The organism is Methylophilales bacterium (assembly GCA_019823025.1).
Lineage (GTDB): Bacteria > Pseudomonadota > Gammaproteobacteria > Burkholderiales > Methylophilaceae > BACL14.
Genome location: CP081940.1, coordinates 589721 through 616445, shown reverse-complemented (window position 1 = coordinate 616445; position 26725 = coordinate 589721). Strand labels below are relative to the sequence as shown.

The window sequence follows — 26725 nt, the reverse complement described above, 5'->3', positions numbered from 1 at the left end:
AATTAAATTTTGTAGGTTAGTGTAGTCATAATTTTTGATGTGATACCCATAACTTTTTTTATTGGTTTTGGTAGTTCGGCGGCACCTAATTCCTTCGCAGAAATTTCATGTTGGTGCTCATCAAACTTCATCTGCTCTAAAATTTTTTTTGTCTTTACATCATATTTAGAAAGCTTAACAAGATGCTTATCGAGATGAGAGGAAACCTGTTTCTCTGTTTCAGCCAAAAACCCTAAGTTATATTTTTTATCAATGATGCTTGCAATACCCCCAATTCCAATTGATCCAATATAGAGAATAGGATTAAGTAAGCTCGTTTTTCCACTTAACTCGTCAATCCTTTCTTCACACCAAGCAAGATGATCAATTTCTTCACTGGCTGCTTTTTGTAAATTTTTTTCAATCAATTTATCTTTATTGAAAAGCAGTTGCCCCCTATACAGAGCTTGCGCACAAATCTCTCCTGAATGGTTTACTCGCATCAATTGAGCATGTTTTTTCTTAACCTCAGGGTTGAGGTCTTGTTTATTTAGAATTTTTTTATCGGGTCTAGGTCTCTTTGATGAGCTTGGGCTAAATAAGATTTTTAACCCAAACTCAATTTCATCAATAAATTTGTCGATGACCATTTATTTTAATTTTTTAACATTGAAGCTTGATCACCCATTCCTTTGAGAATCTTTAGTGCTTCAACGTATTGGATATCTTCATCTGTACCAAACTTAATCGGCTTGAAATTTTTAAGCGCTTCTTTTTGTTCAGGTGTCGGCCCATTTGTTATGGGTTTGTCATCTCTTTTACCTTTATCTTGTGGATTTGAGAGGCTATCAGGAATATCTTCCTCGCGATAAGCCAGTGATTCAGTTCCATCTTTAACAGTTATATCTGGTTCGATTCCTTTACCTTGTATAGATGTTCCATTTGGTGTGAAGTATCTAGCTGTAGTTAATTTGATCGCTGAACCATTCATCATTGGCAGTATGCTTTGAACCGAACCTTTACCAAAGCTGCGTGTACCTAATATAGTTGCTCTTTTATGGTCTTTAAGAGCGCCAGTTACAATTTCAGCCGCTGAAGCAGACCCATTATTAATGATGACGACCATTGGAACATCCTTAATATCTTTAGGCAGAGACTTTATATAATTATTTTTTTCAAAATCACCCCCTGGTCTTATATAATTTTCTGGTGCGGTAGTAAGGCGCATTTTAGAATCAGGTGCACGCCCTTCGGTATAAACAACTAACTCATCATCATCAAGAAAGGCAGCTGAAACCGATACCGCTTGGGTTAGTAAGCCGCCGGGATTATTTCTCATATCTAAAATGATCCCATTAAATGCATGTTTATTTTCTTTCCTTAATTTTTTAATTGCTTTAGCTAAATCTTCACCCGTCCTATCTTGGAACTGTGTAACTCTGAGATAAGCATAATCCGGTTCTATTAACTTTGCTTTAACGCTTTTAGTTTTAATTTGCGCTCGAGTGATTTTGATATCAATTGGATCTTCAACATCTTCTCGTAGAACTCTAATGTCAATCGAGGTACCTGGCTTACCCCTCATTAGTTTAACGGCATCATTTAAGGTGAGCCCTTTTACTAAGGTATCATCAAGCTTGATAATTAAATCACCGCTCTTGAGGCCGGCATTGAATGCTGGTGTGTCCTCGATTGGCGTGATGACTTCAACAAATCCATCTTTCATTCCTACTTCGATTCCTAAGCCACCAAATTCACCGGCAGTACCTTGTGATAGATCCTTATATTTATCTTTATCGAGGTAGACGGAATGTGGGTCCAATCCAGATAACATGCCTTTAAGTGCTTCATCTAGTAATTTTGGATCTCCAATCTGATCAACATAATCCGATTTAATCTTACCGAATACTTCTGCGAAAGTTCTCAGCTTATCAATGGGTAAATTATTTGGATTATTTTTGTCGGCGAAAACAGGCAGGTTAAATGTAAATAAAATACCTATTAAGGCGCCGACTAATACAAGTGAGAATTTTTCAAATTTTGAACGCATCTAATGACCTTTATTGATTTTTTTAAAAAAAAATATATAAGAATTATTATTATTTTAATGCATAAACACTTTATAAAAAAATAATTCTATATTAACCCTCAACTGACATATATTTATGAATTTAAGTTCCATGTGAGTTAACCTTTAAACTATGACTGCCCATCAAAATTCTACGACTGACGATTTCTTTAGTGTAAATGGCCCTTTAAATGATTGCCTTGAAGATTATCAACTAAGGACCGAGCAAGTTGAAATGGCAAAATCAATTATTGGCACGATTGAAGACACATCATCTTTAGTTGTAGAGGCTGGAACGGGCGTTGGTAAAACCTTTGCCTATTTATATCCAGCACTTTTAAAGGGAGGTAAGGTTGTTATATCAACAGCGACGAAAAACTTACAAGACCAACTTTTTTTCAACGATATTCCTAAAATAAGAGAGGCTCTTAAAATCTCCGTGAAGGTAAATATTTTAAAGGGAAGAGGAAACTATATTTGTAAACTTAGGATGGAAAATACAATTCAGGAGGGCATGTTTTTTAACAAAGAGGATGCTCAACATTTACATCTAATTAAGGCTTTTTCAGATAACACCGATTCCGGTGAGGTGTCTGAAATCAGTGAAATACCAGAGACTTCAACTATATGGCCAATGGTCACTTCGACAAAGGAAAATTGTCTGGGACAGGATTGTGAATTTTATAAGGAATGTTTTTTAGTAAAAGCACGTAAAGAGGCACTAGAATCAGAGGTGCTTATAGTAAATCACCATTTATTTTTTGCTGATTTTGTCTTAAAAGATGAAGAATTATCAGAGATTCTCCCCAAAGCGAATACGATAATTTTTGATGAGGCCCATCAAGTTCCATTAGTTGCATCTTTTTTTCTGGGTCAATCCATTTCTTCTAGTCAAATATCTAATTTAATCCAAGACTGTCAACAAGGATTAAAAAAATATCCAGATACCATTAAGGTTTTAGATACTTTATCAAAAGACTTTCAAGAAATTGTTTTTGAGTTAAAAAAAATAGTAAGCCCATTTCCTGCCAGACTAAATATCAACAATCTTAAGAACTACGAAAATTTTGAAAAAACTTATAATTCTCTAATTGAAAAATTAGAATTATTAGGAATTACTTTATCAAAGCATTCTGAGGAAAATGCAGAGCTACAAAAGCTGTTTGAAAGATCTTCGGAGCTTAATATAAGATTTAGCTCTTGGTTGAAAAAAGATAATCAAAATAATATTTATTGGTTAGAGGTTTTTGCCAGGACAGTTCAATTTAATGAAACCCCCATAAGTATTTCTGAACAATTTAATAAATTTCAAGAGAAAAGTGAAAGTGCATGGATATTCACTTCGGCAACCTTATCAATCAATGGGAGCTTTGATCACTTTGTGAAGCTACTCGGACTTGAAAAAGCAATGACCCAATATTTACAGAGCCCATTTAATTATAGTGAAAATGCATTTTTATATGTGCCAAAAGAAATCCCAGATTCAAAGGATGAATTATTCAATTTAGTTTTGGTTAAAAAGGCATTACCCCTTCTCAAAGCATCAAAAGGTAGGGCGTTCGTTTTGGCCACAAGCTTAAAATCAATGGAGCAAATTGGTGCTTTATTAAAGGATGAACTCAAAAAAAATGAAATTGATTATCCAGTAATTACACAAGGAGAGGGCCCTAAAAGTGACTTATTGCAGCAATTTAAAAAACATGGAAATGCAATTTTAATTGGTTCATTAAGTTTTTGGGAGGGTATCGATGTAAGAGGTCGGGCATTGAGTTTAGTTATAATTGATAAGCTTCCATTTCAATCACCAGGAGATCCTGTATTTGAATCAAAAATTAAATTATTATCTGAAGAGGGGATAAATGCTTTTATGTCGATGCAACTGCCTGAAGCGATCATAAGGCTTAAGCAGGGGGTGGGAAGACTTATTAGGGACGATCATGATAAAGGGGTTATGGTTATTTGTGATAAAAGAATTATTGAAAAGTCATATGGTATTAAGATTTGGAAAAGCCTCCCTCCTTTTAAGAGAACAAGGAATGAATCTGCCGTTATTAATTTTTTGGAAGAATTAGAATGAACATTTTATCAATCGACACCTCGGGTCAACTTTTATCTATTGCTTTACTAAAAAATGATTCTTTAATTGAGGAATCGTATTCATCTGATAAAAAACATTCTGAAAATATCCTACCTTTATTGAAAAACTTAATGGATATAAGTGATATTAATTTTAGTGATCTTAATGGTGTTGCCTTTGGCGCAGGCCCAGGATCATTTACAGGGGTCAGAATTGCTGCGGGTGTGGCATACGGTATTGCATATGCCCATAATTTACCTATTGTAGGAATCAATAATCTAGAGGCTATTGCCAAAAAAGTAAATAAAGATGTCGTCATACCTTGCGTGGATGCAAGGATGGGAGAGTTATATATGGGCGCATATAAGAGGGTCAATGGTGAGCTGGTTTCAATTATTGATAGCGGTGTCTTTGAGCCATGCGATTTACCTAATTTAGATTTAGTAGATGGTGTTATCGCCGGGTCAGGTGTTTTTGAATATAAAAAAATTCTAATTGAGAGATACCAAGACCAAAAAGTTATAATTGATGAGAATGAATACCCATTAGCAGGTGCAATTGCTCAATTAAGCATAAAAAGGCTAGATAAAAATTTTAATCTTAAAAATGCCGCACCTATATATATTAGGAATAACGTTGCCAAAACTATCAGTGAAAGAGAAATTGATCTTAAAGCCAAAGAAAGAAAAATTTAGCTTCATAAATGTAGAGTTGAGTGATATAGAAAAAATTGTCTTGATTGAAGCAGATTGCCATATTTCGCCTTGGTCAAAAAAAAATCTTCTTGATTCGATAAGTGCTGGCAATCTATTTCAAGTGTTAAAAGGTGATGAATTAATTATAGGTTATTACATTGCAAGCTTCGCAGCCGATGAATGTGAACTCCTAAATATCACGGTAAACAAGCATTTTCATAAGCAAGGCTTTGGGAAAATTATAATAAGTCACCTAGTTAAAAATTGTTTAGAAAGAAAAGTGTCAAATCTATTTTTAGAGGTCAGAAGGTCAAATAAAAATGCTATTCTGTTATATGAAAAAAAAGGTTTCAATGAGGTTGGAATTCGACCAAATTACTACAAAACATCAAATGGAAATGAAGATGCCATTTTAATGGCGTTAAGCTTTTAAATAAATATGATAGAAAAAAAGGTTGCATACGAGGAACTGAATTTACTCCCAATTTGGCTGAATAAAAAAAGTCCGAAAAAAACTACACAGGCCTTTTCTAACATTGGCTTATATTTTTTTAAAGAATTAAATATTTCAATTATAGTGCCCGAGCTTGATAGCTTAACCAATGATGCAAAAGAATTATTTAAAAATATTCATGTGTATATGAATTCTATTTCAGTAAATTCAAAATACTTGGGGAATATAGAAGAAGGGGAGATTGATGTAATATTAAAGAAGAACTCAATAATTCACATATTCTTCATAGGGGGATCGAACTCAATGGGGTTACATGATTTAGATGTAACTATTAAATCATTGCCATCGTTAGATGAAATGTTGTCAAACCCGGATAAGAAGAAAAAGTTATGGCATGATATCCAATCATCATTACAAGGTGAAATGAAAGGAAATAATTAAAAATGCGAGCATCAAAATTCTACATTGCAACAAGGAAGGAATCTCCAGCGGAGGCTGAACTTTTAAGTCATCAGTTGCTTGTAAGGGCAGGTATGGTTAGATTGCTTGGGTCAGGCCTATACACCATTATGCCATTGGGCCTCCGGGTGTTAAAAAAAATTGAAATGATTATAAGGGATGAGCTTAATAAGGCAGATTGCATAGAGCTTTTAATGCCAGCCATTCAGCCTGCTGACTTATGGAAGGAGTCCGAACGTTGGGAGGAGTTTGGTCCTCAAATGTTAAAAATTAAAGATAGGCATGAGAAAGAGTTTTGTTTTGGGCCTACGCATGAGGAAGTGATCACAGATATTATAAGAAAAGAAATTAACAGCTATAAACAATTACCTATCAATTTCTACCAAATTCAAATGAAATTTAGAGACGAGATAAGACCTAGGTTTGGCGTTATGAGGGCTAGAGAATTTTTAATGAAAGATGCATATTCATTCCATACCAATTTTGATTGTCTCAAAGAAACATACCAAAAAATGTTTAAGGTATATGAGAATATATTTAATCGCATTGGATTAAAGTTTAGAGCTGTGTCAGCAGATAATGGGGCTATCGGAGGCGATGCATCTCACGAGTTTCATGTTCTTGCAGATTCTGGCGAAGACGTTCTAGTCTATGATGAGCATTCTGATTATGCTGCGAATATTGAATTAGCAAAAGATAACCCTAATATTGATAAATTTAAAACCTGTCGAGGTATTGAGGTCGGTCACATTTTTCAATTAGGATCAAAATATTCTGAAAAAATGTCTGCTAATTTTATTGCAGAAGATGGATCGTCAAAACCTGTCATCATGGGTTGTTATGGGATAGGTGTTTCAAGAATTGTGGCAGCGACAATTGAACAAAGCCACGATGAAAGCGGTATCATCTTTCCTTCATCAATTGCACCTTTCGAAGTGATTATTACGCCTATTGGATATGATAAAAACAAGGAAGTGAGAAGCTATGCAGATAAACTTTATGATGACTTAATTAAACAGGGCTTTGATGTCCTTCTAGATGATAGAGGCCTCCGCCCAGGCGTGATGTTTAGTGAAGCCGATCTAATCGGTATACCTCATAGGGTGACGGTAGGGGATAAAACGATAAAAGATAACAAATATGAGTATAAAGGACGAAGTGAGCAGAGCTCATTAGTTATTAATCTCGAGGAGTTGTTAGGTAAACTTAAGAATTAGTTAGTCCAGTACCTTGTATGCATGATAAGTACCAAACTCACCCTCAGAGTCAATATAAACGAAGTAATATCCGTTAAGCGTGTAACCTAGCCCGTTAAAATAATTTTTTGAGCGTAACTTTAATTTCTTAGGTAACTTACTTTCTCCTTTATATTTACCTTCGGTGTCATAAATCAAAAATCGTTTATTTTCAACATCAAGTAAAATTAACTCGTTATCTTTAACATCTGTGAAAGCAATAAAATGACTTGCGACATCAAAGGGCTTAACATTTGGTGTTTTAAAATCAAGTTCTATTGTTTTTTTAGCAGTAAACTCTTCTGCATCTACAACGATGACTTTGTTTGATTTTTCTTGTTTCGCAAAATATAGGTTATTTTTACCATCATAAGAGGGCATTGTGCCTGAGCTTTCAAAAGCAAAAACTGTATTGATAATATCGTTTGATTTACCTGTTAATAATCCATCATCATCAAGTTCTAAAGTGTAGATTCCTGTCATAGGAGCGAATCCAGCTGAAGCTGATACATTGTATGTAATTGTTTCCAGTTCAGCTTTTTTGGTATTGAAATAAATTGATCGGTTGTCAAAGCCGGGTCGGGTTGATTCAATATAGTTACCCTTGTCATCGTATGTATGGATTAAAGATTTAGATATGGGTGCCTGACTGTTAGAACCCATGGGTGCTAATCCACCATCAGCAATATAATATTTTTTTTCTACTGGAATATAGGCGAGTGTTTGTGGCCTAGTTGTTGGTTGTTTTTTGAGAGGAATCTTAAAAACTAGTTCTGCCTGTTCCTTAATCTCGGCATTGATGTTACTTGCAAAAACTGTAGCGGTTGATAGTAAAACAAGCAGCAATTTTTTCATTTTAATTATTCCGTTTTCAATTAATTATTATGTAAGTCTTCTTTAAGCATTTTTTGTTCAATAAATATTGCATCACCATAGCTAAAGAACCGGTATTTTTTACTAATAGCGTGAGTATATATTTCTTTTGTAAATTCATATCCAGCAAAAGCAGACACTAACATAAGAAGTGTACTTTTTGGAAGGTGAAAGTTAGTGAATAAACCATCAACAATATTAAATTTATATCCAGGTGTTATAAATATATTAGTCTTTTGATTACCAGTTTTAATTTCATTATCCATAAATGATGCTTCAAGCGCCCGCATGCAAGTTGTTCCAATCGCAATAATACGACCACCTTCCTTTTTAGTATTTAGAATTTGATCTTTTAGCTGTTCAGTGATATTAAAATATTCAAAGTGCATTTGGTGATCAGAAATATTTTTGGTTTTGACAGGTTGGAATGTCCCAGACCCTACATGCAATGTTAAAAAGTTATAGCTAATTTTATGTTGTTTAAATCTTATGAAATCATTTTCTGTAAAGTGGAGGCCAGCCGTTGGAGCTGCTACTGCACCTAAATTTTTAGCAAACGTAGTTTGGTATCTTTCTAAGTCTTCTGCTTGATCTTTCCTATTGATATATGGAGGTAGTGGGACATGACCAAATTCTTCAAGCAACCTTGTAAAATTAGATCCAAATAATTTAACACGGAATAATTTTTCATCTAGTTTTGTTACTTCTAAAAAAATTGATTTAGAAATAAATATTTTGAGCCCAATGTGTATTTTTTTTGAAGTTTTAATCATTGTAAGTGCATGATTAGGGTCTATGATATTTTCTATTAAAAGCTCAACCTTTCCCCCCGTGGCTTTTTCTCCAAATAATCTTGCCTTAATTACTTTGGTATCATTAAAAATTAATAGATCTTTGGGAGATAAGTAGTCATAAAAATTTTTACAATGACTATCTAGTAGGCTAGTTTTGTTTGGATTTACAATCAATAATTTGCTGTCACCACGGACTTTTGGAGGTTGCTGAGCAATTAAGTTTGTTGGGAGTTCATAATCAAAATCATCGATTTCCATAAGCGTCATTGGTTGATATACTTACGGCTTATTTCAGCCGGGATGGCGGAACTGGTAGACGCACGGGATTCAAAATCCCGCGCTGGCAACAGCGTGAGAGTTCGATTCTCTCTCTCGGCACCAATAAATATTAAAAATTTAATCATGATTGAACATAAGTTAATTAAACCAGAGACGCATGAGATTATTGTTCGGCCTAATCCAGCAATGTCATGGTCATTAATAAAAAAAATATATCTTTGTTTTGTTATTTTAATCCTAATCATCGCAATTATTTTAAGTTATATAAATCTTTATTTAGCAATTCCATTTTATGGGGTTGAAACGATATTTTTAGGATATGCCCTATATATAACTGCTTTGAAGAGCACGTTCTATGAAAAGATTATTATAGGCCCGACTGAAATAGAAATTTCTTTTGTTCAAGGAAAAAAAATCTCTAATGTAAAATTTATTAAAGAGTGGTCAAAATTTTCTTTTAATCCTCCAACCAATCTGAAACATTCAGAGATATATATATCAAAGTCGGGAAAAAAAACCTATATTGGAGCAAAAGTAAATGAAGAGAATAGGAAAAAATTGTTTAATTTATTAAAAAGATTTTAAAAAATTGTATTTGAGTAATTGAAATACTTTTTTTTTGCTGATAAAATTGTTACAATTTATTAACAATATCAGAAAAAATCTGAGTTAATATTCTCGAGTGAATCTATTTGTTGGAATTTTAATGGCTTTGTTGAGTCACTAACAAGAGTTCTTTGTAATGAAATTTAATAAACTAAATAACTTAATTAAAGGTAATTCAAATTGAAATCAATTTATCAAAAGTTTCTTGCCCTTATACTATTTACTCCACTCACAGCATTAGCTGACTGGGGTCTTAACATGACTCAGGGAGTGACTCCCATCAGTAAAGAAATTTATGATATGCATATGCTTACACTTTGGGTGGTAACTATAATTGGTATCTTAGTATTTGGTGTTATGTTCTGGTCAATATTTCATCATAGAAAATCTAAGGGAGCTAAGGCTTCTAAATTTTCCCACAGCACAACTGTTGAAATTATATGGACAATAGTTCCTACTGCAATAATTATTGCACTGGCTATTCCTGCAACAAAATTACTTATTAAAATGGATGATACTTCCGAAGCAAAAATAACCATTAAAGCTACAGGCATTCAATGGAAATGGAAATATGATTACTTGGATGAAGATATTACTTTATATAGTTCACTTGATCCTAAAAGCCAAGAAGTTGCTCAAAGAGATTCTGGACAAAATCCGATGGAATATGAAAACTATCTTCTAGATGTAGATGAGCCTCTTGTTGTTCCAATTAATACAAAATTAAGAATATTAACAACTGCTGAGGATGTAATTCATGCTTGGTGGGTTCCTGAGCTGGGTTGGAAGCGAGATGCAATACCCGGGTTCATAAACGACAATTGGGCAATAATCGAGGAGCCTGGAACTTATCGAGGAAATTGTACTGAAATATGTGGTAAAGGACATGGATATATGCCGATTGTTGTTAAGGCTGTTTCAATGGAAGATTACGAAGCATGGATAGATGATAGAAAGGCATTAAAATTGGCTGCATTAGAGTCACAAAATAAAACTTTGACAATGGATGAGTCAATGGCTGAGGGAGAGAAAGTTTATAAAAAACAATGTCTAATGTGCCACCAAGCAAATGGTGAAGGTGTCCCTGGTGCATTCCCTGCTCTGGCTGGAAGTGAAATTGCATTGAAAAAAGAAAATACACTTGAGCACTTATATAGAATTATTTATGGTAAAAATCTGATGCCAAAATTTGGTGACCAACTCTCTGACGTTGAAATAGCGACAGTAACCACATACGAGAGAAATGCTTGGGGAAATAATACGGGTGACCTTATACAACCAAAAGAAGTAGCTGAAGCAAGAAAGAATCAAACAAAATAATATTTAAAATTTTAATTTAGGAAGCAATTATGAGCACATTAGCAAAAGACACACATCATGATCATGATCACAAGCCAACCGGATTGAAACGTTGGTTTTTCTCTACTAACCACAAAGATATTGGTACGTTATATTTGATATTTGCCCTGACAATGTTTTTTGTTGGCGGTGCTATGGCCATGATTATTCGTGCTGAGTTGTTTCAACCAGGCTTACAATTTGTAGACCCTCAATTTTATAACTCTATGGTGACCATTCATGCATTAGTAATGATATTTGGTGCAGTTATGCCAGCAGGTGTAGGTCTTGCAAATTGGATGATACCGCTAATGATTGGTGCGCCAGATATGGCTTTACCTAGAATGAATAATATGAGTTTTTGGATACTCCCATTTGCTTTTGCTTTGCTTTTAAGCACAATATTTATGCAAGGTGGTGGGCCTGCAGGGGGATGGACGATGTATCCGCCCCTGGTTCTTCAAACAGGAGATGCATTCCCGTTTCTGATATTTGCTGTCCATTTTTTAGGGATATCATCAATAATGGGTGCAATTAACATTATTGCGACAGTGTTCAATATGAGAGCACCAGGTATGTCATTGATGCAAATGCCATTATTTGTTTGGACTTGGGTTATTACTTCATTTTTATTAATTGCTTCATTACCAGTTTTAGCAGGAGCAGTAACAATGCTTCTCACAGACAAATACTTCGGAACGAGTTTTTTTAGTGCAGCTGGTGGAGGGGACCCTGTATTATTCCAACACATTTTCTGGTTCTTTGGGCATCCTGAAGTTTATATTTTAGCCTTGCCAGCCTTTGGAATAGTTTCTTCAATTATCCCAACATTTTCAAGAAAGCCATTATTTGGCTATGCATCTATGGTTTACGCGACTGCCTCGATTGCAATTCTGTCATTTTTTGTTTGGGCTCACCATATGTTTACTGTAGGGCTTCCCATCAAAGGTGAATTGTTCTTCATGTATGCAACAATGTTGATTGCTGTTCCTACTGGGGTAAAAGTATTTAACTGGATGGCCACTATGTGGAGGGGATCAATGACCTTTGAAACTCCTATGTTATTTGCAATAGCATTCGTTATATTATTTACTATCGGTGGTTTTTCTGGACTGATGTTAGGTATTACTCCAGTTGACTTTCAGTATCATGATACTTATTTTGTTGTTGCTCATTTTCATTATGTTCTTCTCACAGGTGCGGTATTTGCCTTAATGGGGGCAGTATACTACTGGCTTCCAAAATGGACAGGCCACATGTATGACGAAAGGCTAGGAAAGATACACTTTTGGCTTTCTACAATAGCAGCTAATATACTTTTCTTCCCTCAGCATTTCTTAGGACTTGCAGGAATGCCAAGAAGAATACCCGACTATAATATCCAATTTGCTGATTTCAATATGATATCAAGTATTGGTGGATTTGCTTATGGCCTTACACAGTTACTATTTATCTATATTGTAATAAAGTGTGCTCTAGGTGGTAAAAAAGCGAAAGCAGTATCTTGGGAGGGCGCGAGAGGTCTTGAATGGACAGTTCCATCACCTGCACCATTCCATACATTCGAAACACCGCCTAAAATTAGAAAAGAAATGCTTGAAAACGGTTAATGAAGTCGTCTGATAGGAAGGTAAAGCTTAATAAAAAAAATAAGCGATTAGCAATAATATTAGGTTTAATGGCTTGCTCTTTTTACGGGTTATTTGTTTTGATGTTTACATTTTAAATGGGTAATAGGGGTACAAAAAAGACTGCCATCACTTTGTTTTTAGTGACGATACTAATGTTTGGTTTTGGTTATGCTATGGTCCCATTGTATGATGTATTTTGTAAAATCACAGGGTTAAATGGCAAAACAATTCGTGTAGTTGAGAGTGATGTGAAAGAAGAATACAAGTCTGATCGAATTGTGAAAATAAGGTTTGATTCAAATATTAATGGTGATTTGCCTTGGAAATTAAAGTCAAATGTTAAGACCATGAAGGTTCAGCCAGGCAAATTTTATGAGGCGACTTACGTCGTTGAGAATCTGTATAACGGTGATGTGACAGGACAGGCTATACCGAGTGTTTCTCCTCAGATTGCATCGTTATATTTTAAAAAAGCTGAATGCTTTTGTTTTATAAACCAGTTATTAAAACCTGGCGAAGTTAAAGAAATGGTAGTAAGGTTTGAAGTTGATAAAGATTTACCGGAGGAAGTAACTGCCTTAACATTGTCTTATACTTTTTTTAGAGCAAAAAAAGTAGCAGTTAACTAAAAGTTATTTAATTAAAAATATATAAATAGGAAAAACTATGGCATCTCAAGAACTTTATTACGTCCCTGATGGCAGTAAATGGCCAATTATCGCAACCCTTGCACTATTTACATCTTTCTTAGGTGGTGCCGTTTGGTTTAACGGTGGAGATATTGGAAAATTTATACTATTTATTGGTTTAGCTGCAGTAGTTTATATGTTTCATGGTTGGTTTAAGGATGTTATCAAGGAAAGTTTAGCAGGAAAATATAGTAAACAAGTCGATGTTAGTTTTAGAATGGGTATGGGTTGGTTTATTCTTTCAGAAGTTATGTTTTTCGCAGCTTTCTTTGGCGCTCTATATTATGCAAGAGAATTCTCTATTCCTTGGTTAAGTGGAGAAGGTAATGGAGGGCACAACGGGACACATGAGTTTCTATGGCCAGCATTTCAAGCTGCGTGGCCTATGAATGTTATGCCAGATCCATCAAGATACACTCAATACACCAATGTTATACCAGCATTTGGAGTACCTGCACTTAACACTACATTACTGTTGTTAAGCGGTGTAACTGTTACACTAGCTCATTGGGCATTACAAAAAAATAATCGTAAACAACTTTGTTCATGGTTAGCTGCGACAGTTCTTCTAGGTTTAATCTTTCTTGGTTTTCAAGTTTATGAGTATGTCCATGCGCATCAAGCGCTTGATTTGACATTGAAGGGTGGTATTTATGGGTCAACATTTTATATGTTGACTGGCTTCCATGGTTTTCATGTGAGCATGGGTGCATTAATGTTAGCTATTATTTTGTATAGATCAATAAAAGGGCACTTCAGCAAAAAAGATCATTTCGCATTTGAAGCCGTTGCCTGGTACTGGCACTTTGTTGATGTAGTTTGGCTTGGATTATTTATTTTCGTATATTGGATTTAGGTTTAATTGAAAAAAAAGGTTATCAGTAGGTAACCTTTTTTTTATGCATAGTTCGGAGATAACCAACCCATATAAAACCCAAAGAACAATAAGATAAATAGTAAAATCGATAAGACAATTCTTACGGTCAAAGATTTGACCATGTTAAAAGATTTCTCATCATCTTTCATCAAGAAATGTAATCCTTTGGTTAATGAAAGTAAAATTAATACAAGAAGTGCTATAACGATGAACTTATAAATAGATGCTGCATCCAAAATAATTTCCCCAAGGATAAATGTGCTTTTAAAAAACTATACATTTAAATTTAAACTTTTTCCTGCATTAATATTTGCAATTACCTTTTGTGGCTTTATTGCCCTAGGTTTCTGGCAAATTGATAGGGCCGATCAAAAAAATGCTCTAAATTCAAATTATACAGATAGACAACAAGAAGCTGCTATCGTTCTTGATAAAAATAATGTAATTGATGAAAAATCGAGCCTTCTATGGAGAAAGGTTGAGTTTGAAGGTTCATTTATAAATAAACAAAATATTATTTTAGATAATCAAATATTTAATCAAATTGCTGGTTTTAACATTATTACACCGTTTAAAATCAAAGGCTCAGATTCTATAGTTTTAGTTAATAGAGGCTGGCACCCAAATTTAAAAAATCGTGAGATGCTCCCAGTTATTAATGAGATTGAAGGAAAAATATTGCTCTTAGGATATGTTGCCGATTTTCCAGTAAGCGGAATAAAATTAGGAAAAAATAGCATTGAGACACTTAATTCTCAAATTTTTAGGTTCCAAAGGCTAGATAAACTAGAACTTGATTATTTTCTCTCGGCGAATGTAATGCCTTACATGATTTATCTTAATCCAATTATTGATAAAGAGTTTTATGAGAATTTTAAATTACCTGCACCTGACTCACAAAAGAATTATGGATATGCCTTTCAATGGTTTGCATTTGCAATTACTCTTTTAATTATTTTTATAAGGCTTAGTATGAAAAGGAAATCCAATGGTAAATAAAAAGTCAAAAGCGAGAATCATTCTATTAGGTGTCGCTTTAATATTCATAATCCCTATTTTTGTGAGTTGGTATTTGGTTTTCTTTACTGAATTTAAAAAAGAAGATGGAGGTACACAAAAAGGTACGATCATTTCTCCAGTTATCTCATTGGGAGAGTTAGAAGTTTACGATATCAAGAATGATGCTGTCTCATCAATAAATGACAAATGGACTTTAGTCTTTTTCGTAGAATCAGAATGTAATCAATTTTGTGAAGATAAGCTCTATGAAGTAAGGCAAATCAGGCTTGCCTTGGGTAAGGATAGGGATAAGGTTGACCGTCTTTTGGTATCAACAAAAATTCAGTCATGGGAAGCATTTTCAGATTCGTTTAATGGGCAGAAATACATTGATCCGAAAAGTAAGGATTATGAACGTCTTGTTAAAAAATTTGAAGAGTATCCTAAATTTGATATTAGTGGGACTTACTTGATTGACCCATTTGGTTTTTTGATGATGAAATATAAATTAGATGCCAACCCTATGGGAACTATTAAGGACATTGAAAGACTTATTAGGAACCAGAAATAATTATTTTAAAAGTTTAATAAGTTTTTTATTAAATTCATTAAAATCAATTTCTCCAATAATGGTGTTTATTACATAGCCATTTTCATCAAGTATTATTGATGTTGGAGTTAGTTTGACGTTGTTAAACTTATTTATTATTTCTTTATTAGTATCAAGTACGACAGGAAAAGGAAGATTATTATTTTTAGTAAAACTGATGACTCGACTTGGGGGATCATAGTACATTGCTACAGCAATTACCTCCAACCCTTGGTCCTTATATTGATTGTAAGTTTCAATAAGTCCAGGCATTTCATTGATGCAGCCTGGACAATCAGTTGCCCAAAAATTAATAAGTGTGATTTTACCTAGCAGCTGCTGTGAAGTTATTTTTTCACCACTGATAGTGGTTAGATTCAGATCTTTAATAGTTGTAGTTTGTAGGCTTAAAAATAAAAGTACAGTAACAAAAGCAATAAGCAAGATAGATATGATTTTATTGTTTTTCAATTTAGATTTTTTTAGATACATGTTTAAAGTATTTATTATAACCGGTAATGAATACTTCTTAATGAGAGGATAGGTATGATTTGGTTCAAAAATATAGTACTTGGTGCTACGATGCTTGCCTTATGTGTGGTTGTATTTGGTGCGTATGTTCGATTAACAGATGCGGGTCTGGGTTGCCCTGATTGGCCTGGTTGTTATGGAACTTTAACGGTCCCAGAAAGTGTGGCTGCAATCGAAAAAGCTCAAGCTAATTATCCTGAGAGCTCAATTGATAATAAAAAAGCGTGGATTGAAATGATTCATCGATACATTGCAGCTATTTTAGGTTTTTTAATTTTATCTTTAGCTTTCTTAGCATATAGAAAAAAAGATGAGATAAATGTGAAACCGTCACTTGTTTATGGGTTATTAGGACTTGTAATTGCGCAGGGGATGTTAGGGATGTGGACGGTAACAGAGCTTTTAATGCCCATAATAGTCTCATTGCATTTGCTTGGAGGTATGACAACGTTAGGATTATTGACTTATATTTCACATCGTCATTGGGGCACAGTCAGTGATAAATTAATTAGCTTAAACCCTGCCTCTATAAAAATAATAAGATTTTCATTTGTGATTCTATTTATTCAAATTTTTTTAGGAGGCTGGACAAGTACAAATTATGCAGCACTTGCCTGCACCGATTTCCCAACATGTCACGGTGAACTTATACCACCTATGGATTTTAGTAATGGCTTCTCTTTGTGGAGAGAATTGGGTGTCACTTCCGAAGGTGAGGCTTTAACCCTTCAGGCACTTCAAGCAATTCAATGGGTTCATAGAGTTGGGGCTTTTATCTTTGTCTCCTATTTTTTATACGTTATTTATTTAATGAGTAAGTTTAAGTCATGTAATCTATATAGAAATCTTCTAATCATAGTTATAGGCTTTCAGTTTGTTATTGGAGTTCTAAACTTACTTCTCCATTTACCATTAGCATTAGCAACAATGCATAACCTTGGCGCTGCTTTATTAGTTATAATAACGGTTATTATTAATTCAAGAATTACACCAAAGTATGACTAAAGCACTTGAAAATAATGAATTTCAAATAAACGCAGAAAAGATTAAAAATTTTCTGACTCTTTGTAAATTAAGAGTTAACTCACTAATCGTTTTTACAGCAGTTATTGGGATGTTTTTAAGTACACCTGGGATGGTCCCATGGAATATTTTATTGTCAGGCATTTTAGGAATAGGTTTTGTGGCAGCAGCAGCAGCAGCATTTAATTGCCTGATTGAGGAGAGTATTGATAAGAAAATGGCAAGAACTCGAGCCAGACCTCTTGGCACTGGAAAAATTAACCAGCAAGAAACATTAGTTCTAGCATCTATAGTTGGCCTCATAGGATTAGCAGTCCTGTTCTTTTTTGTAAACTTCCTCACTATGTGGCTCACGTTAATAACTTTTTTTGCTTACGCGGCGATCTACACAGTATTCTTAAAACCTGCTACCCCAATGAATATCGTTATTGGAGGTGCCTCTGGAGCAATGCCACCTGTATTAGGTTGGGCCGCAGTCAATAACCAACTTTCACCTGAAGCGTGGATTCTTTTTTTAATAATATTCTGTTGGACGCCTCCGCATTTCTGGGCTTTGGCACTTTACCGTCGCGAGGAATATGCCAAAGTTGGTATCCCAATGTTGCCCGTAACGCATGGTGAAAAATTTACTTTACTACATATCATTTTATACACTATTATTTTGGCGATAGTTACTCTCATGCCCTTTAGTGTTGGTATGTCAGGGCTTATTTATTTATTCTTTGCAACAATATTAAACGCTGTATTTCTTTATTATGTTGTTGTGTTGTACAGGAATTATTCTGATAAACTATCAAAAAAAGTATTTAATTATTCGATTTTATATCTGAGTTTAATATTTGCGGCTTTTTTAGTCGATCACTACTATAAATTTATTTTTGTTTAACTTTTAATTTAGTAAGAGAGGGTTTTATGAGCAAGGAAAATAGTCATTTAAGAAGCGTTTTAGAAACTGTAGGAGTTGTTGTGGGCAGCTTTATTTTTGCAATAGTTGTTATTGTAGCTGCTACAAAAAAAGAGAGTCCTGAACCTACAAAAAATGTAGTCGAGAATACAGTGGTCGAGGAAAAAGTTGCTGAAGCCGATGTAAAACCTGTAGCAGAAGTTAAGGTGGCTGAGGCAGCAACAGAAAAAGCTGGAGATAGCGGCAGCATTTCAGGTGAAAAAATTGCCCAAAAAAATTGTGCGTTATGCCATGCAAGTGGGATGATGAATTCACCTAAGATTGGAGATAAAGAGCAGTGGGCGCCAAGAATAGCTCAAGGTAAAGAAATGCTTGTAAACAATGCAATTATGGGTATTAGAACTATGCCTGCTAAAGGTGGAAATCCATCACTTTCAGATGCAGAAGTTGCTGCAGCTGTTGTTTGGATGGCAAATTCATCAGGTGGTAACTTATAAAGCGTTAGAAATCTAAATGGCAACTTTTGCTATTGGTGATGTTCAAGGTTGCTATTACTCACTACAAGACTTAATAAAAAAAATACCATTTGATTCAACTAAGGATGAGCTTTGGTTTGTCGGTGACATTGTTAATCGAGGTAAATTCTCAATGGAAACACTTTCCTGGTGTTTCGAAAATAGAAGTAATATCAAAATTGTCTTAGGTAACCATGACCTTCACTTCCTAGCCATTTTTTTTAAGCAAAGAAGGCATAATAAAAAAGATACATTAAATTCCTTGCTTGAATCTAAAGAAATTAATCAATTGGTCGAATGGGTGTTAACTTGGCCTTTAACATTTATTGGCGAAAAAAAAATTCTCGTGCATGCAGGCATTCATCCATGCTGGTCCTTTGATGAGGCATATAAAAATTCCAACGAAACCTGTGTACTCATGCAATCTGATCCAGAACATTTTTTTAAGGTTATGTATGGAAATATGCCAAATATTTGGAGTGGGGAGATGAGTAGAGATGAAAAAATGAGATTTTCTGTAAATGCATTAACGCGAATGCGTTGCCTAAATAAAGATCAATCACTAGATTTTAAATATAACGGATCTTTGAATAATCTCCCAGCTCACTTAAAACCCTGGTTTAGTTTTAAGTCTATTTTCAAAAGAGATAAAAGAATAATTTCTGGACATTGGTCAGCAATCGAGCTTCATCACCATCCTTACGGCACATCAATCGATTCAGCCTGTATTTGGGGAAAGAAATTAACGGCATTGCGTTTGGAAGATAATAAAACCTTTTCTGTTGCGGTTAACAAGAAAGATTTAAATTAGTTTCTTACCAAATAATCCTTCTATTTCTGATAGTGATGGAGTATGGTTTTGTCCACCTTGTGTTTTAATTTTTATGCTTCCCATAACCGAGGCAAGCTTTCCTGTATTCTCCCAACCTAGTTCGTTTGCGATCCCATAAAGCAAACCCGCTCTGTAAGCATCGCCGCATCCAGTTGGGTCTACTGGAGAATCTGCTTTTATTGAAGGTATCGTAATCTTTTTATCACAATAAATCTCTGAGCCTTGTGCACCTTTTGTAATTATTAGAGCTTCAACCTTACTTTGGATTTTGCTGACACTTAACTCTGAAACTTTAATAAGAAGCTCAGCTTCATAATCATTAACGGCAATATAGGTTGCTTGGTCTATAAATGTATTCAATTCATCTTTATCAAACATCGGAAGGCCTTGGCCTGGATCAAAAATAAAAGGGATATTTTTTTCAGAACATTCGTGTGCGTGCTTTATCATTCCTTCTTTCCCTGCTGGTGCAATAATTGCTAAATCAACTTTCTCAGTAACACTTGAAATACTATTTTGATGAGATTCCATCATCGCACCTGGATGAAAGGCCGTAATTTGATTATCATCTAAATCAGTAGTGATGTAAGCTTGTGCTGTCAGACTATCGGTAACTTCTTTAACATAGTCTTGGACAATATCAAGCCTACTCAGTCGTTTTTCATAAGAACTGAAGTCTTCTCCTACGGTTGCCATTAAAATTGAGTTTGAATTAAGTAATGACAAATTATAGGCAATGTTACCCGCTGTCCCACCAAAATTTCTTTTAAGTTCAGGTACAAAAAAAGAAACACTTAGCTTATGAATTTGATCAGGCAAAATATGATTTTTAAAATAATCTTGGAAGACCATAATAGAATCGTAGGCCAACGAACCTGAAATTAAGATATTTTTCATAAAGGTTTAAATACCACTAAAAAAATTATAATTATAAGAAATGCAACTGGGACTTCATTAAACCATCTAAAAAAAATATGACTGTGTTTATTTTTATTTTCTTTAAAAGCAAAAAAATATTTAAAACAATATAAATGATAAATACTTAAAAGTAATACACAAAGGATTTTAAGATGCAGCCATATGCCTGAATAGTTATATTGAAACATTAACCAAAAACCAAATGCAATTGTAAGAATGCCTCCCGGTGTCATAATTCCATACAAAAGTTTTCTTTCCATAATAATAAATCTATCAATACTTATTTTATCAACGGCCATTGAATGGTAGACAAACAATCTTGGAAGATAAAACAGCCCGGCAAACCAAGTAACCATAAAGATGATATGAAAAGATTTAATCCAAAGCATGAACTTTAATAATACTGAATAATCATATATATATTCTCTCATATGTTATGAGAGATACTATAATTAAATAATACTTTGTACCGAAATCCTTGCATGGTATTCTTAACCCTTAAAAACGACTGTATTAAATGAACGCACCCCTATCATCTGTATTAGCTAAGCTTCCATCCTCTTCTTCAGATAGATTAAGAGAGATACCTTACAACTACACCTCTTTTTCGGATAAAGAAATTGTTATACGTTTTCTTGGCCATGATATATGGAATATCATCCTAGAGTTAAGATCTGAGAGAAAAACTGGGCGTTCTGCAAAAATGCTTTTTGAAGTTTTAGGTGATTTATGGGTCGTGAAAAGAAATCCTTATCTCCAAGATGACTTATTAGAAAATAAAAAAAGACTAAATATGCTTCTGAAAGCAATGCGCCACAGGGTTCAGAGTATTGAAGATAGAAGCTTTGGCAACATGAAGGCAGCGCAGTTAACAAAAGCTGCTAGAACTGCGATTGATGAATTTGAGTTAGAGTTCCAACAAGTAAAAAAGTTAAGAAAAAAAGTTTATTCTAGACTTAAGAAATATACTAAAAAACACAACATTCAGTTTGATGGCTTAGCAAGAGTTTCTCATGTTACAGATGCTACTGATTGGCGTGTTGAGTTACCGTTCGTAGTAGTAAATCCGGACACTGAATTGGAAGTGTCCACCATCGTAAAGGCTTGCATCAAGTTAGGTTTAACGATAATACCTCGAGGCGGGGGGACTGGCTACACTGGTGGTGCAATCCCACTAGTATCTCAGTCAGTAGTAATAAATACAGAAAAGCTAGACAGTGTGAGTCAAGTCGAATATAAAAATTTACCTGGAATTACCCAAACAGTTCCAACAATTCATTGTGGCGCAGGGCTTGTTACAAGAAGAGCGATGGAAGTTGCATCAAATGCAGGTTTAGAATTTGCAACAGATCCGACTTCTGCTGATGCTTCATGCATAGGTGGAAACGTTGCGATGAACGCGGGTGGAAAAAAAGCTGTTCTTTGGGGAACGGCTTTAGATAACCTTGCTTCTTGGAAGATGGTTGATCCTAATGGAGATTGGGTTGAAATTGAAAGGTTGGCTCACAACTTAGGCAAGGTTCATGATACTGAAACAGTTAAATTTCAGATAACTAAGTTTGATGAAAATGGTATCAACCCTAAAGAAAACCCTGAAATTCTTGAAATATCTGGCGCTAACTTTAGAAAAGCTGGATTAGGTAAGGATGTCACTGATAAGTTTTTAAGTGGGCTGCCAGGTGTTCAGAAAGAGGGATGTGACGGACTAATAACTTCAGCAAGATTTATTCTCCATAAAATGCCTGAACATATCAGGACCGTCTGCTTAGAATTTTTTGGAAGTGTCAGCGACGCTGTTCCTTCTATCGTCCAAATTACAGAATATTTAAAAGAATTTGAAGGCGTTTCCCTGGCTGGTCTTGAGCACTTAGATGAGAGGTACATAAGAGCTGTTGGTTATTCTACAAAAGCAACAAGATCAGAGAGACCCAAGATGGTATTAATTGCAGATATTGCCTCAAATGATGAAGATGAGCTTGGTTCAGTTGCTTCAAAAGTTGTTCAAATTGCAAACATAAAAAATGGAGAGGGTTTTATTGCAGTTTCGGCGGAAGCCAGAAAGAGGTTTTGGCTAGATAGGGCTAGAACAGCGGCAATCGCTAAACATACAAATGCTTTTAAAATAAATGAAGATGTTGTTATTCCCCTGCCCAATCTTGGTAGGTATGCCAATGAAATTGAAAAAATAAATATCGAACAATCTATTTCTAATAAATTAAAATTAATTACAGAGTTGGAAGCGTTATTTAATTTTAATTTTTTAAGCAATTTTAAAAATGATTTGGATGAAGGCGTTATTGAAGAAAAGAAACATATCGCACTAAAACATCTTGCTTCTGTTAAAAGTAAATGGGTAAGCTATTTGGATGGGTTTCAAACGACTTCAAAAGATTATCCAGAATTATCTGAATTCATTGGCGATAATACAATTTTTGACCTAATACAATCCCATAAACTAACGATCTCATGGAAGAGTGAATTAAAAAAACCTTTAGAGGATATATTTAATGGGAGAGAATACGCTGATATAAGAGAGATTATCAATAAAAAGCATCAAGACATTTTGAAATCAAGACTCTTTGTGGCACTTCATATGCATGCGGGTGATGGCAATATCCATACAAACATTCCTGTAAATTCAGACAATTATGAAATGATGCAAGAGGCTCAAAAAATTGTTGCTCGTGTCATGAATCTGGCTAAAAGTTTAGATGGCGTTATTTCTGGAGAGCATGGCATTGGAATTACAAAGATGGAATTCTTAGAACCATCAGCAATAAATACCTTTGCTGAATATAAGAATAAGGTCGACCCTAATGGAAACTTTAATAGAGGTAAGTTGTTACCTGGCTCAGGGTTGATGAATGCTTATACACCGAGCTTTGGCTTATTGGAGCAGGAATCAATTATTATGAATCAGTCAACAATTGGCTCTATCGCAGATTCAGTGAGTGATTGTCTGAGGTGCGGTAAATGTAAGCCGGTATGCGCCACTCATGTGCCAAGAGCTAATTTGCTTTATAGCCCTAGAAATAAGATTTTGGCAACATCATTGCTTGTCGAAGCTTTTTTATATGAAGAGCAAACTAGAAGAGGCATTTCAATTAAACATTTTGATGAATTTAACGATGTCGCAGATCATTGTACAGTTTGCCACAAATGTTTAGCTCCATGTCCCGTTGATATTGATTACGGTGAAGTCTCAATTTCAATGAGAAATTTTTTAAGAGAACAAGGTAAGAAGCACTTTAATTTTGGAAACTCAATTGCAATTACCTATCTAAATTTAAAGGACCCATTAACAATCAAACTAATGAGAAAAGTGATGATTGATTATGGCTATAAAATTCAACGATGGGGACATAAGGTTTTAAAAAAATTAAAATTAACAAATTTTTCTAAAATATCACCAGCTGCAACCGTTAAAAAACCTGACGTAATTACACAAACTATTCATTTTTTGAATAGGCCAATGCCTAAAAATATGCCAACAAAAACATCTAGAGGATTATTGGGTATTGAGGATGATAAAGTAGTTCCCGTAATCAGAAATATAAGTAAAACGAATGAAGAATCTGAGGCTGTTTTTTATTTTCCTGGCTGCGGGTCTGAAAGATTATTTTCTCAAGTAGGCCTTGCAACTCAAGCTATGTTATTTGAAGTTGGAGCGGTCACAGTGTTACCGCCCGGATACCTTTGTTGTGGGTATCCTCAAACTTCGTCAGGTGATGAAATTAAAGGTCAGGAGATTACGTCAGACAATCAAGTTCAGTTCCACAGGGTCGCAAACACTCTAAATTATTTAGATATTAAAACGGTAATTGTGTCTTGTGGTACTTGTATGGATCAACTACAAAAATATGAATTTGAAAAGATATTTCCTGGATGTCGCCTTTTAGACATTCATGAGTACCTGATGGAAAAAAATATTAAGATGGATGGAATTTCGGGTCAACAATATATGTATCATGATCCATGTCATAGCCCAATGAAAACATATGAGCCTACAAAGGTGGCAAGCACTCTGATGAATCAATCTGTGCCTTTGAATGACAAATGCTGTGGTGAGTCTGGAACATTTGCAGCCAGCAGACCAGATATAGCGTCACAGGTGAAATTAAGAAAACAAGAAGAAATTCAAAAAGGAATTTCAGAGTTGCCTGTTAATGCAACGATGGATGAAAAACCAGTTAAGATTTTAACGTCTTGTCCATCATGCCTTCAGGGACTTCAGCGGTATGGGGATGATACTAAAACAACTGCTGATTATATTGTTGTTGAATTAGCTAAACATAACCTGGGAGAAGGTTGGCTTGAAGACTATGTTGAAAAGGCAACAAAAGGTGGAATCGAAAAAATATTGTTATAGAAATGGTAATAATATATTCAATGTCGTGCCTTGAACGGCTCTTGTTATGTACCGCTCTTTTTTTTCAGATAATACGTAAGCAAAATAATCCGTTCTACCAATAATTTTTCCAAACTCTCTTTCAAATGATAGGTTTTGAGAATCATCATTAATTTCATTTGTAACAAGGAATAGCTCTCCATTTTTTTTCTTTTTTGTCGATAGTCGCCAAACAATGACTTCAACATTTCGAGCGGCGTTGTAGATAAGTTGTGGGTCAAGTGAATCAAACATATCAAATTCTTTTTGATTGTCATGGGCCGTTATTAGCATAGTGTATAAACCGGTAATAAGTGACAGCACTCTGTCACCTTTGAAATTCTCATCAAACACTTGATCAAGTGCTTCAATTCCTTGGGCATCGTTAATTTCTTTAAATTTCCAGCTATGTTGGGTTGTAAATAGCCAGTTGACTGTAACTTCAGGGCTGTCTGATGTGGTTTTCCTCAGCTCCGCAGGATTTTTTTTATAAAACTTTAACGCAAGAATTCTTAAACTTTCGGTATTCTCTTTAATTTCATAATCAGCCATTCTGTCAAAATCTGTCTTTGTGAGCTGATTGAAAGAGCCTTTGTCATATTGTGTAGAATCCTTCCTTTCTAATGACGAATTACAACCCATTAAAAATAAAGAGAGAATTAAAAAAAATCTTCTCATGAAGATTTTATTATTCTATCTTTAGGGAATATTAGCTTAAAGGTACTCCCGTTATTTAATTCACTTGATATTTCTAATTGGCCCTGATGTTGCAACATAATATTTTTTACAATTGATAGGCCAAGCCCTGTGCCTCCCGAAGATCTGCTTCTATCCTCATCTACTCGATAAAATCGCTCGGTGATCCTGTTAATTTTATCTTTTGGTATTCCTACGCCACTATCAGTTACTTCCATAATTGGTAAGTTATTTATAAGGCGCCATGTAATAAGAATATTACCTTTCTCAGGTGTATAGCGGACAGCATTGCTGATTAGATTTGTGAATGCACTTTGTATTTCACTTTTTGATCCATAAATATTTAATTCATTATCGATATCAAATTTAATTTTCTGTTTCTTTTTGTTTATTTTGGTTGTGGATATCTTGATATTTTCAAACAATCTTTTAACAGAAATTTTTTCCGACCTATTTTTGTTTAGGCTCGCTTCAATATTTGAAAGTAGTAATAAATCATTTATTAGATCCTTCATCCTATTTGCCTGATCACTCATGAGCGTAAATATTTCTTTTGTATCTTTAGTAAGATTATTTTTTGGCTGATCTAGTGTTTCGATAAAACCTGTTATCACGGTGAGAGGTGTTTTTAATTCATGGGTAAAATTAGACACAAATTCTTTTCTAACTAATTCATTTTTAAGTATTGATGATATATCTCTTGCTGTAAGGAGTTTTTGATACCTTCCAAAAGGAATTATTTTTACTTCGATATGATTAATATAGTTTTCAGTATCAATTTGAAGTGGAGTTTCATAATCTCCCGCGTCAAGATATTTTTTAAATTCTGAATTCCTAAAAATATGCTGAATAGGTTTATTTAAGTCTTTTTTTGGATGTATGCCAAACATTAGCTGCGCTCTTTTGTTGCACCAAATAATTTCGTTTGAATCATTTAATGAAACAACACCATCTAAGAGGGCGTCTGCTGCCTGGACAAACTGTTCCATAGCAGTAGTGAGATCTTTTTTTGATTTGGTATCGAATCTGTAGTTTTTGTATATTTTAGAAAATATGTCTTGCCAAATACCCTTTCCATCAGGAATTTCTGAGGCTTTAGGTTTATCTAGCCATTTAGATAATTCATTTATCCAAAAGATATGAGAAATGAGATAAATAATTAAACTTATTATGAAAAAAATAACTGCTATATCGAAGCTAAATAATTTTGAGACAACAATGCTTAATAGAAAGATGAGAGTAATAAATATGAAGGTTCGGAGTCTAATATCTTGCAA

At 34.4% G+C, this 26725-nt stretch carries 27 protein-coding genes and 1 tRNA gene; 18 read left to right on the top strand and 10 right to left on the bottom strand.

Annotated features, from left to right (window positions below; translation table 11 throughout):
- Positions 1-2: 2 nt before the first annotated feature.
- The gene (gene coq7, locus K6112_03270; GenBank protein QZP18371.1) at positions 3-629 is read right to left on the bottom strand and encodes a 2-polyprenyl-3-methyl-6-methoxy-1,4-benzoquinone monooxygenase; all 627 of its coding nucleotides are present in this window, start codon (positions 627-629) and stop codon (positions 3-5) included.
- 5 nt (positions 630-634) lie between these two features.
- The gene (locus K6112_03265; protein QZP18370.1) at positions 635-2029 is read right to left on the bottom strand and encodes a S41 family peptidase; all 1395 of its coding nucleotides are present in this window, start codon (positions 2027-2029) and stop codon (positions 635-637) included.
- Positions 2030-2180: 151 nt separating this feature from the next.
- On the opposite strand from K6112_03265, the gene K6112_03260 reads away from it, so the two are divergent.
- The 5 genes from K6112_03260 to proS are packed head-to-tail and all read left to right on the top strand — an operon-like array spanning position 2181 to position 6949.
- Positions 2181-4124, top strand: coding sequence for an ATP-dependent DNA helicase (locus tag K6112_03260; GenBank protein QZP18369.1), 1944 nt, complete (start codon positions 2181-2183; stop codon positions 4122-4124).
- Positions 4121-4819, top strand: coding sequence for a tRNA (adenosine(37)-N6)-threonylcarbamoyltransferase complex dimerization subunit type 1 TsaB (tsaB, locus tag K6112_03255; GenBank protein ID QZP18368.1), 699 nt, complete (start codon positions 4121-4123; stop codon positions 4817-4819). Before K6112_03260 ends, tsaB begins: the two co-directional genes overlap by 4 nt.
- Positions 4776-5252 (top strand): ribosomal protein S18-alanine N-acetyltransferase, encoded by a 477-nt coding sequence (gene rimI, locus K6112_03250; GenBank protein ID QZP18367.1) that lies wholly within the window; start codon positions 4776-4778, stop codon positions 5250-5252. Before tsaB ends, rimI begins: the two co-directional genes overlap by 44 nt.
- Before the next feature lie 6 nt (positions 5253-5258).
- Entirely contained in the window at positions 5259-5714 is a 456-nt protein-coding gene (locus tag K6112_03245) for a hypothetical protein (protein QZP18366.1), read from the top strand.
- Between the two features lie 2 nt (positions 5715-5716).
- Positions 5717-6949: a proline--tRNA ligase gene (gene proS, locus K6112_03240; GenBank protein QZP18365.1), complete on the top strand. Its 1233-nt coding sequence runs from the start codon at positions 5717-5719 to the stop codon at positions 6947-6949.
- Here proS and K6112_03235 read toward each other — a convergent pair whose 3' ends face one another.
- Both K6112_03235 and queA read right to left on the bottom strand, forming a co-directional pair.
- Positions 6950-7822, bottom strand: a complete 873-nt coding sequence (locus K6112_03235) for a hypothetical protein (GenBank protein ID QZP18364.1) — start codon at positions 7820-7822, stop codon at positions 6950-6952.
- 20 nt (positions 7823-7842) lie between these two features.
- Positions 7843-8892 (bottom strand): tRNA preQ1(34) S-adenosylmethionine ribosyltransferase-isomerase QueA, encoded by a 1050-nt coding sequence (gene queA, locus K6112_03230; protein QZP18475.1) that lies wholly within the window; start codon positions 8890-8892, stop codon positions 7843-7845.
- Positions 8893-8928: 36 nt separating this feature from the next.
- Between queA and K6112_03225 the strand changes: the two genes are divergently transcribed.
- From K6112_03225 to K6112_03200, 6 genes are all read left to right on the top strand, one after another.
- A tRNA-Leu gene (locus K6112_03225) sits at positions 8929-9015 on the top strand.
- A gap of 21 nt (positions 9016-9036) precedes the next feature.
- The gene (locus K6112_03220) at positions 9037-9498 is read left to right on the top strand and encodes a DUF2244 domain-containing protein (protein ID QZP18363.1); all 462 of its coding nucleotides are present in this window, start codon (positions 9037-9039) and stop codon (positions 9496-9498) included.
- Positions 9499-9699: 201 nt separating this feature from the next.
- The gene (gene coxB, locus K6112_03215) at positions 9700-10839 is read left to right on the top strand and encodes a cytochrome c oxidase subunit II (GenBank protein QZP18362.1); all 1140 of its coding nucleotides are present in this window, start codon (positions 9700-9702) and stop codon (positions 10837-10839) included.
- A gap of 29 nt (positions 10840-10868) precedes the next feature.
- Positions 10869-12467 (top strand): cytochrome c oxidase subunit I, encoded by a 1599-nt coding sequence (gene ctaD / locus K6112_03210; GenBank protein QZP18361.1) that lies wholly within the window; start codon positions 10869-10871, stop codon positions 12465-12467.
- A gap of 116 nt (positions 12468-12583) precedes the next feature.
- Entirely contained in the window at positions 12584-13117 is a 534-nt protein-coding gene (locus K6112_03205; protein ID QZP18360.1) for a cytochrome c oxidase assembly protein, read from the top strand.
- Positions 13118-13154: 37 nt separating this feature from the next.
- Positions 13155-14033, top strand: a complete 879-nt coding sequence (locus tag K6112_03200; protein ID QZP18359.1) for a cytochrome c oxidase subunit 3 — start codon at positions 13155-13157, stop codon at positions 14031-14033.
- Between the two features lie 41 nt (positions 14034-14074).
- On the opposite strand, the gene K6112_03195 is transcribed toward K6112_03200, so the two are convergent.
- Positions 14075-14290 carry a twin transmembrane helix small protein gene (locus K6112_03195; GenBank protein ID QZP18358.1) on the bottom strand — a complete coding sequence of 72 codons (216 nt, stop codon included), beginning with the start codon at positions 14288-14290 and terminating at the stop codon, positions 14075-14077.
- A gap of 22 nt (positions 14291-14312) precedes the next feature.
- Between K6112_03195 and K6112_03190 the strand changes: the two genes are divergently transcribed.
- On the top strand, positions 14313-15053 hold the full coding sequence (locus K6112_03190) for an SURF1 family protein (GenBank protein QZP18357.1): 741 nt from the start codon (positions 14313-14315) through the stop codon (positions 15051-15053).
- Positions 15043-15624: a hypothetical protein gene (locus K6112_03185; protein QZP18356.1), complete on the top strand. Its 582-nt coding sequence runs from the start codon at positions 15043-15045 to the stop codon at positions 15622-15624. The genes K6112_03190 and K6112_03185 overlap by 11 nt, the downstream gene beginning before the upstream one ends.
- On the opposite strand, the gene K6112_03180 is transcribed toward K6112_03185, so the two are convergent.
- Positions 15625-16134 carry a TlpA family protein disulfide reductase gene (locus tag K6112_03180; GenBank protein QZP18355.1) on the bottom strand — a complete coding sequence of 170 codons (510 nt, stop codon included), beginning with the start codon at positions 16132-16134 and terminating at the stop codon, positions 15625-15627.
- Positions 16135-16188: 54 nt separating this feature from the next.
- On the opposite strand from K6112_03180, the gene K6112_03175 reads away from it, so the two are divergent.
- Genes K6112_03175 through K6112_03160 form a run of 4 tightly spaced genes read left to right on the top strand, consistent with a single transcriptional unit; the run spans position 16189 to position 19426 of the window.
- Entirely contained in the window at positions 16189-17178 is a 990-nt protein-coding gene (locus K6112_03175; protein QZP18354.1) for a COX15/CtaA family protein, read from the top strand.
- Positions 17171-18082 (top strand): heme o synthase, encoded by a 912-nt coding sequence (gene cyoE / locus K6112_03170; GenBank protein QZP18353.1) that lies wholly within the window; start codon positions 17171-17173, stop codon positions 18080-18082. The genes K6112_03175 and cyoE overlap by 8 nt, the downstream gene beginning before the upstream one ends.
- Before the next feature lie 26 nt (positions 18083-18108).
- A complete protein-coding gene (locus K6112_03165) occupies positions 18109-18597 on the top strand; it encodes a c-type cytochrome (GenBank protein QZP18352.1) in 489 nt (162 codons plus the stop codon).
- Positions 18598-18613: 16 nt separating this feature from the next.
- A complete protein-coding gene (locus K6112_03160; protein ID QZP18351.1) occupies positions 18614-19426 on the top strand; it encodes a symmetrical bis(5'-nucleosyl)-tetraphosphatase in 813 nt (270 codons plus the stop codon).
- On the opposite strand, the gene K6112_03155 is transcribed toward K6112_03160, so the two are convergent.
- The gene (locus K6112_03155; protein ID QZP18350.1) at positions 19418-20344 is read right to left on the bottom strand and encodes a carbohydrate kinase family protein; all 927 of its coding nucleotides are present in this window, start codon (positions 20342-20344) and stop codon (positions 19418-19420) included. The genes K6112_03160 and K6112_03155 overlap by 9 nt on opposite strands.
- The gene (locus tag K6112_03150) at positions 20341-20754 is read right to left on the bottom strand and encodes a CopD family protein (GenBank protein ID QZP18474.1); all 414 of its coding nucleotides are present in this window, start codon (positions 20752-20754) and stop codon (positions 20341-20343) included. The genes K6112_03155 and K6112_03150 overlap by 4 nt, the downstream gene beginning before the upstream one ends.
- Positions 20755-20882: 128 nt before the next feature.
- On the opposite strand from K6112_03150, the gene K6112_03145 reads away from it, so the two are divergent.
- Positions 20883-24734, top strand: coding sequence for a DUF3683 domain-containing protein (locus K6112_03145; GenBank protein QZP18349.1), 3852 nt, complete (start codon positions 20883-20885; stop codon positions 24732-24734).
- Here K6112_03145 and K6112_03140 read toward each other — a convergent pair.
- Together K6112_03140 and phoR are read right to left on the bottom strand one after the other, a co-directional pair.
- The gene (locus K6112_03140) at positions 24729-25394 is read right to left on the bottom strand and encodes a hypothetical protein (GenBank protein ID QZP18348.1); all 666 of its coding nucleotides are present in this window, start codon (positions 25392-25394) and stop codon (positions 24729-24731) included. The two genes, K6112_03145 and K6112_03140, sit on opposite strands and share 6 nt — an antisense overlap.
- Positions 25395-25426: 32 nt before the next feature.
- Positions 25427-26725 carry a phosphate regulon sensor histidine kinase PhoR gene (gene phoR, locus K6112_03135; GenBank protein ID QZP18347.1) on the bottom strand — a complete coding sequence of 433 codons (1299 nt, stop codon included), beginning with the start codon at positions 26723-26725 and terminating at the stop codon, positions 25427-25429.

What these genes read in the sequence shown, in the direction of transcription:
- coq7 (QZP18371.1), bottom strand. Translation starts at nt 629, where the DNA reads ATGGTCATCGACAAATTTATTGATGAAATTGAGTTTGGGTTAAAAATC.
- K6112_03265 (QZP18370.1), bottom strand. Translation starts at nt 2,029, where the DNA reads ATGCGTTCAAAATTTGAAAAATTCTCACTTGTATTAGTCGGCGCCTTA.
- K6112_03260 (QZP18369.1), top strand. Translation starts at nt 2,181, where the DNA reads ATGACTGCCCATCAAAATTCTACGACTGACGATTTCTTTAGTGTAAAT.
- tsaB (QZP18368.1), top strand. Translation starts at nt 4,121, where the DNA reads ATGAACATTTTATCAATCGACACCTCGGGTCAACTTTTATCTATTGCT.
- K6112_03245 (QZP18366.1), top strand. Translation starts at nt 5,259, where the DNA reads ATGATAGAAAAAAAGGTTGCATACGAGGAACTGAATTTACTCCCAATT.
- proS (QZP18365.1), top strand. Translation starts at nt 5,717, where the DNA reads ATGCGAGCATCAAAATTCTACATTGCAACAAGGAAGGAATCTCCAGCG.
- K6112_03235 (QZP18364.1), bottom strand. Translation starts at nt 7,822, where the DNA reads ATGAAAAAATTGCTGCTTGTTTTACTATCAACCGCTACAGTTTTTGCA.
- queA (QZP18475.1), bottom strand. Translation starts at nt 8,892, where the DNA reads ATGGAAATCGATGATTTTGATTATGAACTCCCAACAAACTTAATTGCT.
- K6112_03220 (QZP18363.1), top strand. Translation starts at nt 9,037, where the DNA reads ATGATTGAACATAAGTTAATTAAACCAGAGACGCATGAGATTATTGTT.
- ctaD (QZP18361.1), top strand. Translation starts at nt 10,869, where the DNA reads ATGAGCACATTAGCAAAAGACACACATCATGATCATGATCACAAGCCA.
- K6112_03205 (QZP18360.1), top strand. Translation starts at nt 12,584, where the DNA reads ATGGGTAATAGGGGTACAAAAAAGACTGCCATCACTTTGTTTTTAGTG.
- K6112_03200 (QZP18359.1), top strand. Translation starts at nt 13,155, where the DNA reads ATGGCATCTCAAGAACTTTATTACGTCCCTGATGGCAGTAAATGGCCA.
- K6112_03185 (QZP18356.1), top strand. Translation starts at nt 15,043, where the DNA reads ATGGTAAATAAAAAGTCAAAAGCGAGAATCATTCTATTAGGTGTCGCT.
- K6112_03180 (QZP18355.1), bottom strand. Translation starts at nt 16,134, where the DNA reads ATGTATCTAAAAAAATCTAAATTGAAAAACAATAAAATCATATCTATC.
- K6112_03175 (QZP18354.1), top strand. Translation starts at nt 16,189, where the DNA reads ATGATTTGGTTCAAAAATATAGTACTTGGTGCTACGATGCTTGCCTTA.
- cyoE (QZP18353.1), top strand. Translation starts at nt 17,171, where the DNA reads ATGACTAAAGCACTTGAAAATAATGAATTTCAAATAAACGCAGAAAAG.
- K6112_03165 (QZP18352.1), top strand. Translation starts at nt 18,109, where the DNA reads ATGAGCAAGGAAAATAGTCATTTAAGAAGCGTTTTAGAAACTGTAGGA.
- K6112_03160 (QZP18351.1), top strand. Translation starts at nt 18,614, where the DNA reads ATGGCAACTTTTGCTATTGGTGATGTTCAAGGTTGCTATTACTCACTA.
- K6112_03155 (QZP18350.1), bottom strand. Translation starts at nt 20,344, where the DNA reads ATGAAAAATATCTTAATTTCAGGTTCGTTGGCCTACGATTCTATTATG.
- K6112_03150 (QZP18474.1), bottom strand. Translation starts at nt 20,754, where the DNA reads ATGCTTTGGATTAAATCTTTTCATATCATCTTTATGGTTACTTGGTTT.
- K6112_03145 (QZP18349.1), top strand. Translation starts at nt 20,883, where the DNA reads ATGAACGCACCCCTATCATCTGTATTAGCTAAGCTTCCATCCTCTTCT.
- K6112_03140 (QZP18348.1), bottom strand. Translation starts at nt 25,394, where the DNA reads ATGGGTTGTAATTCGTCATTAGAAAGGAAGGATTCTACACAATATGAC.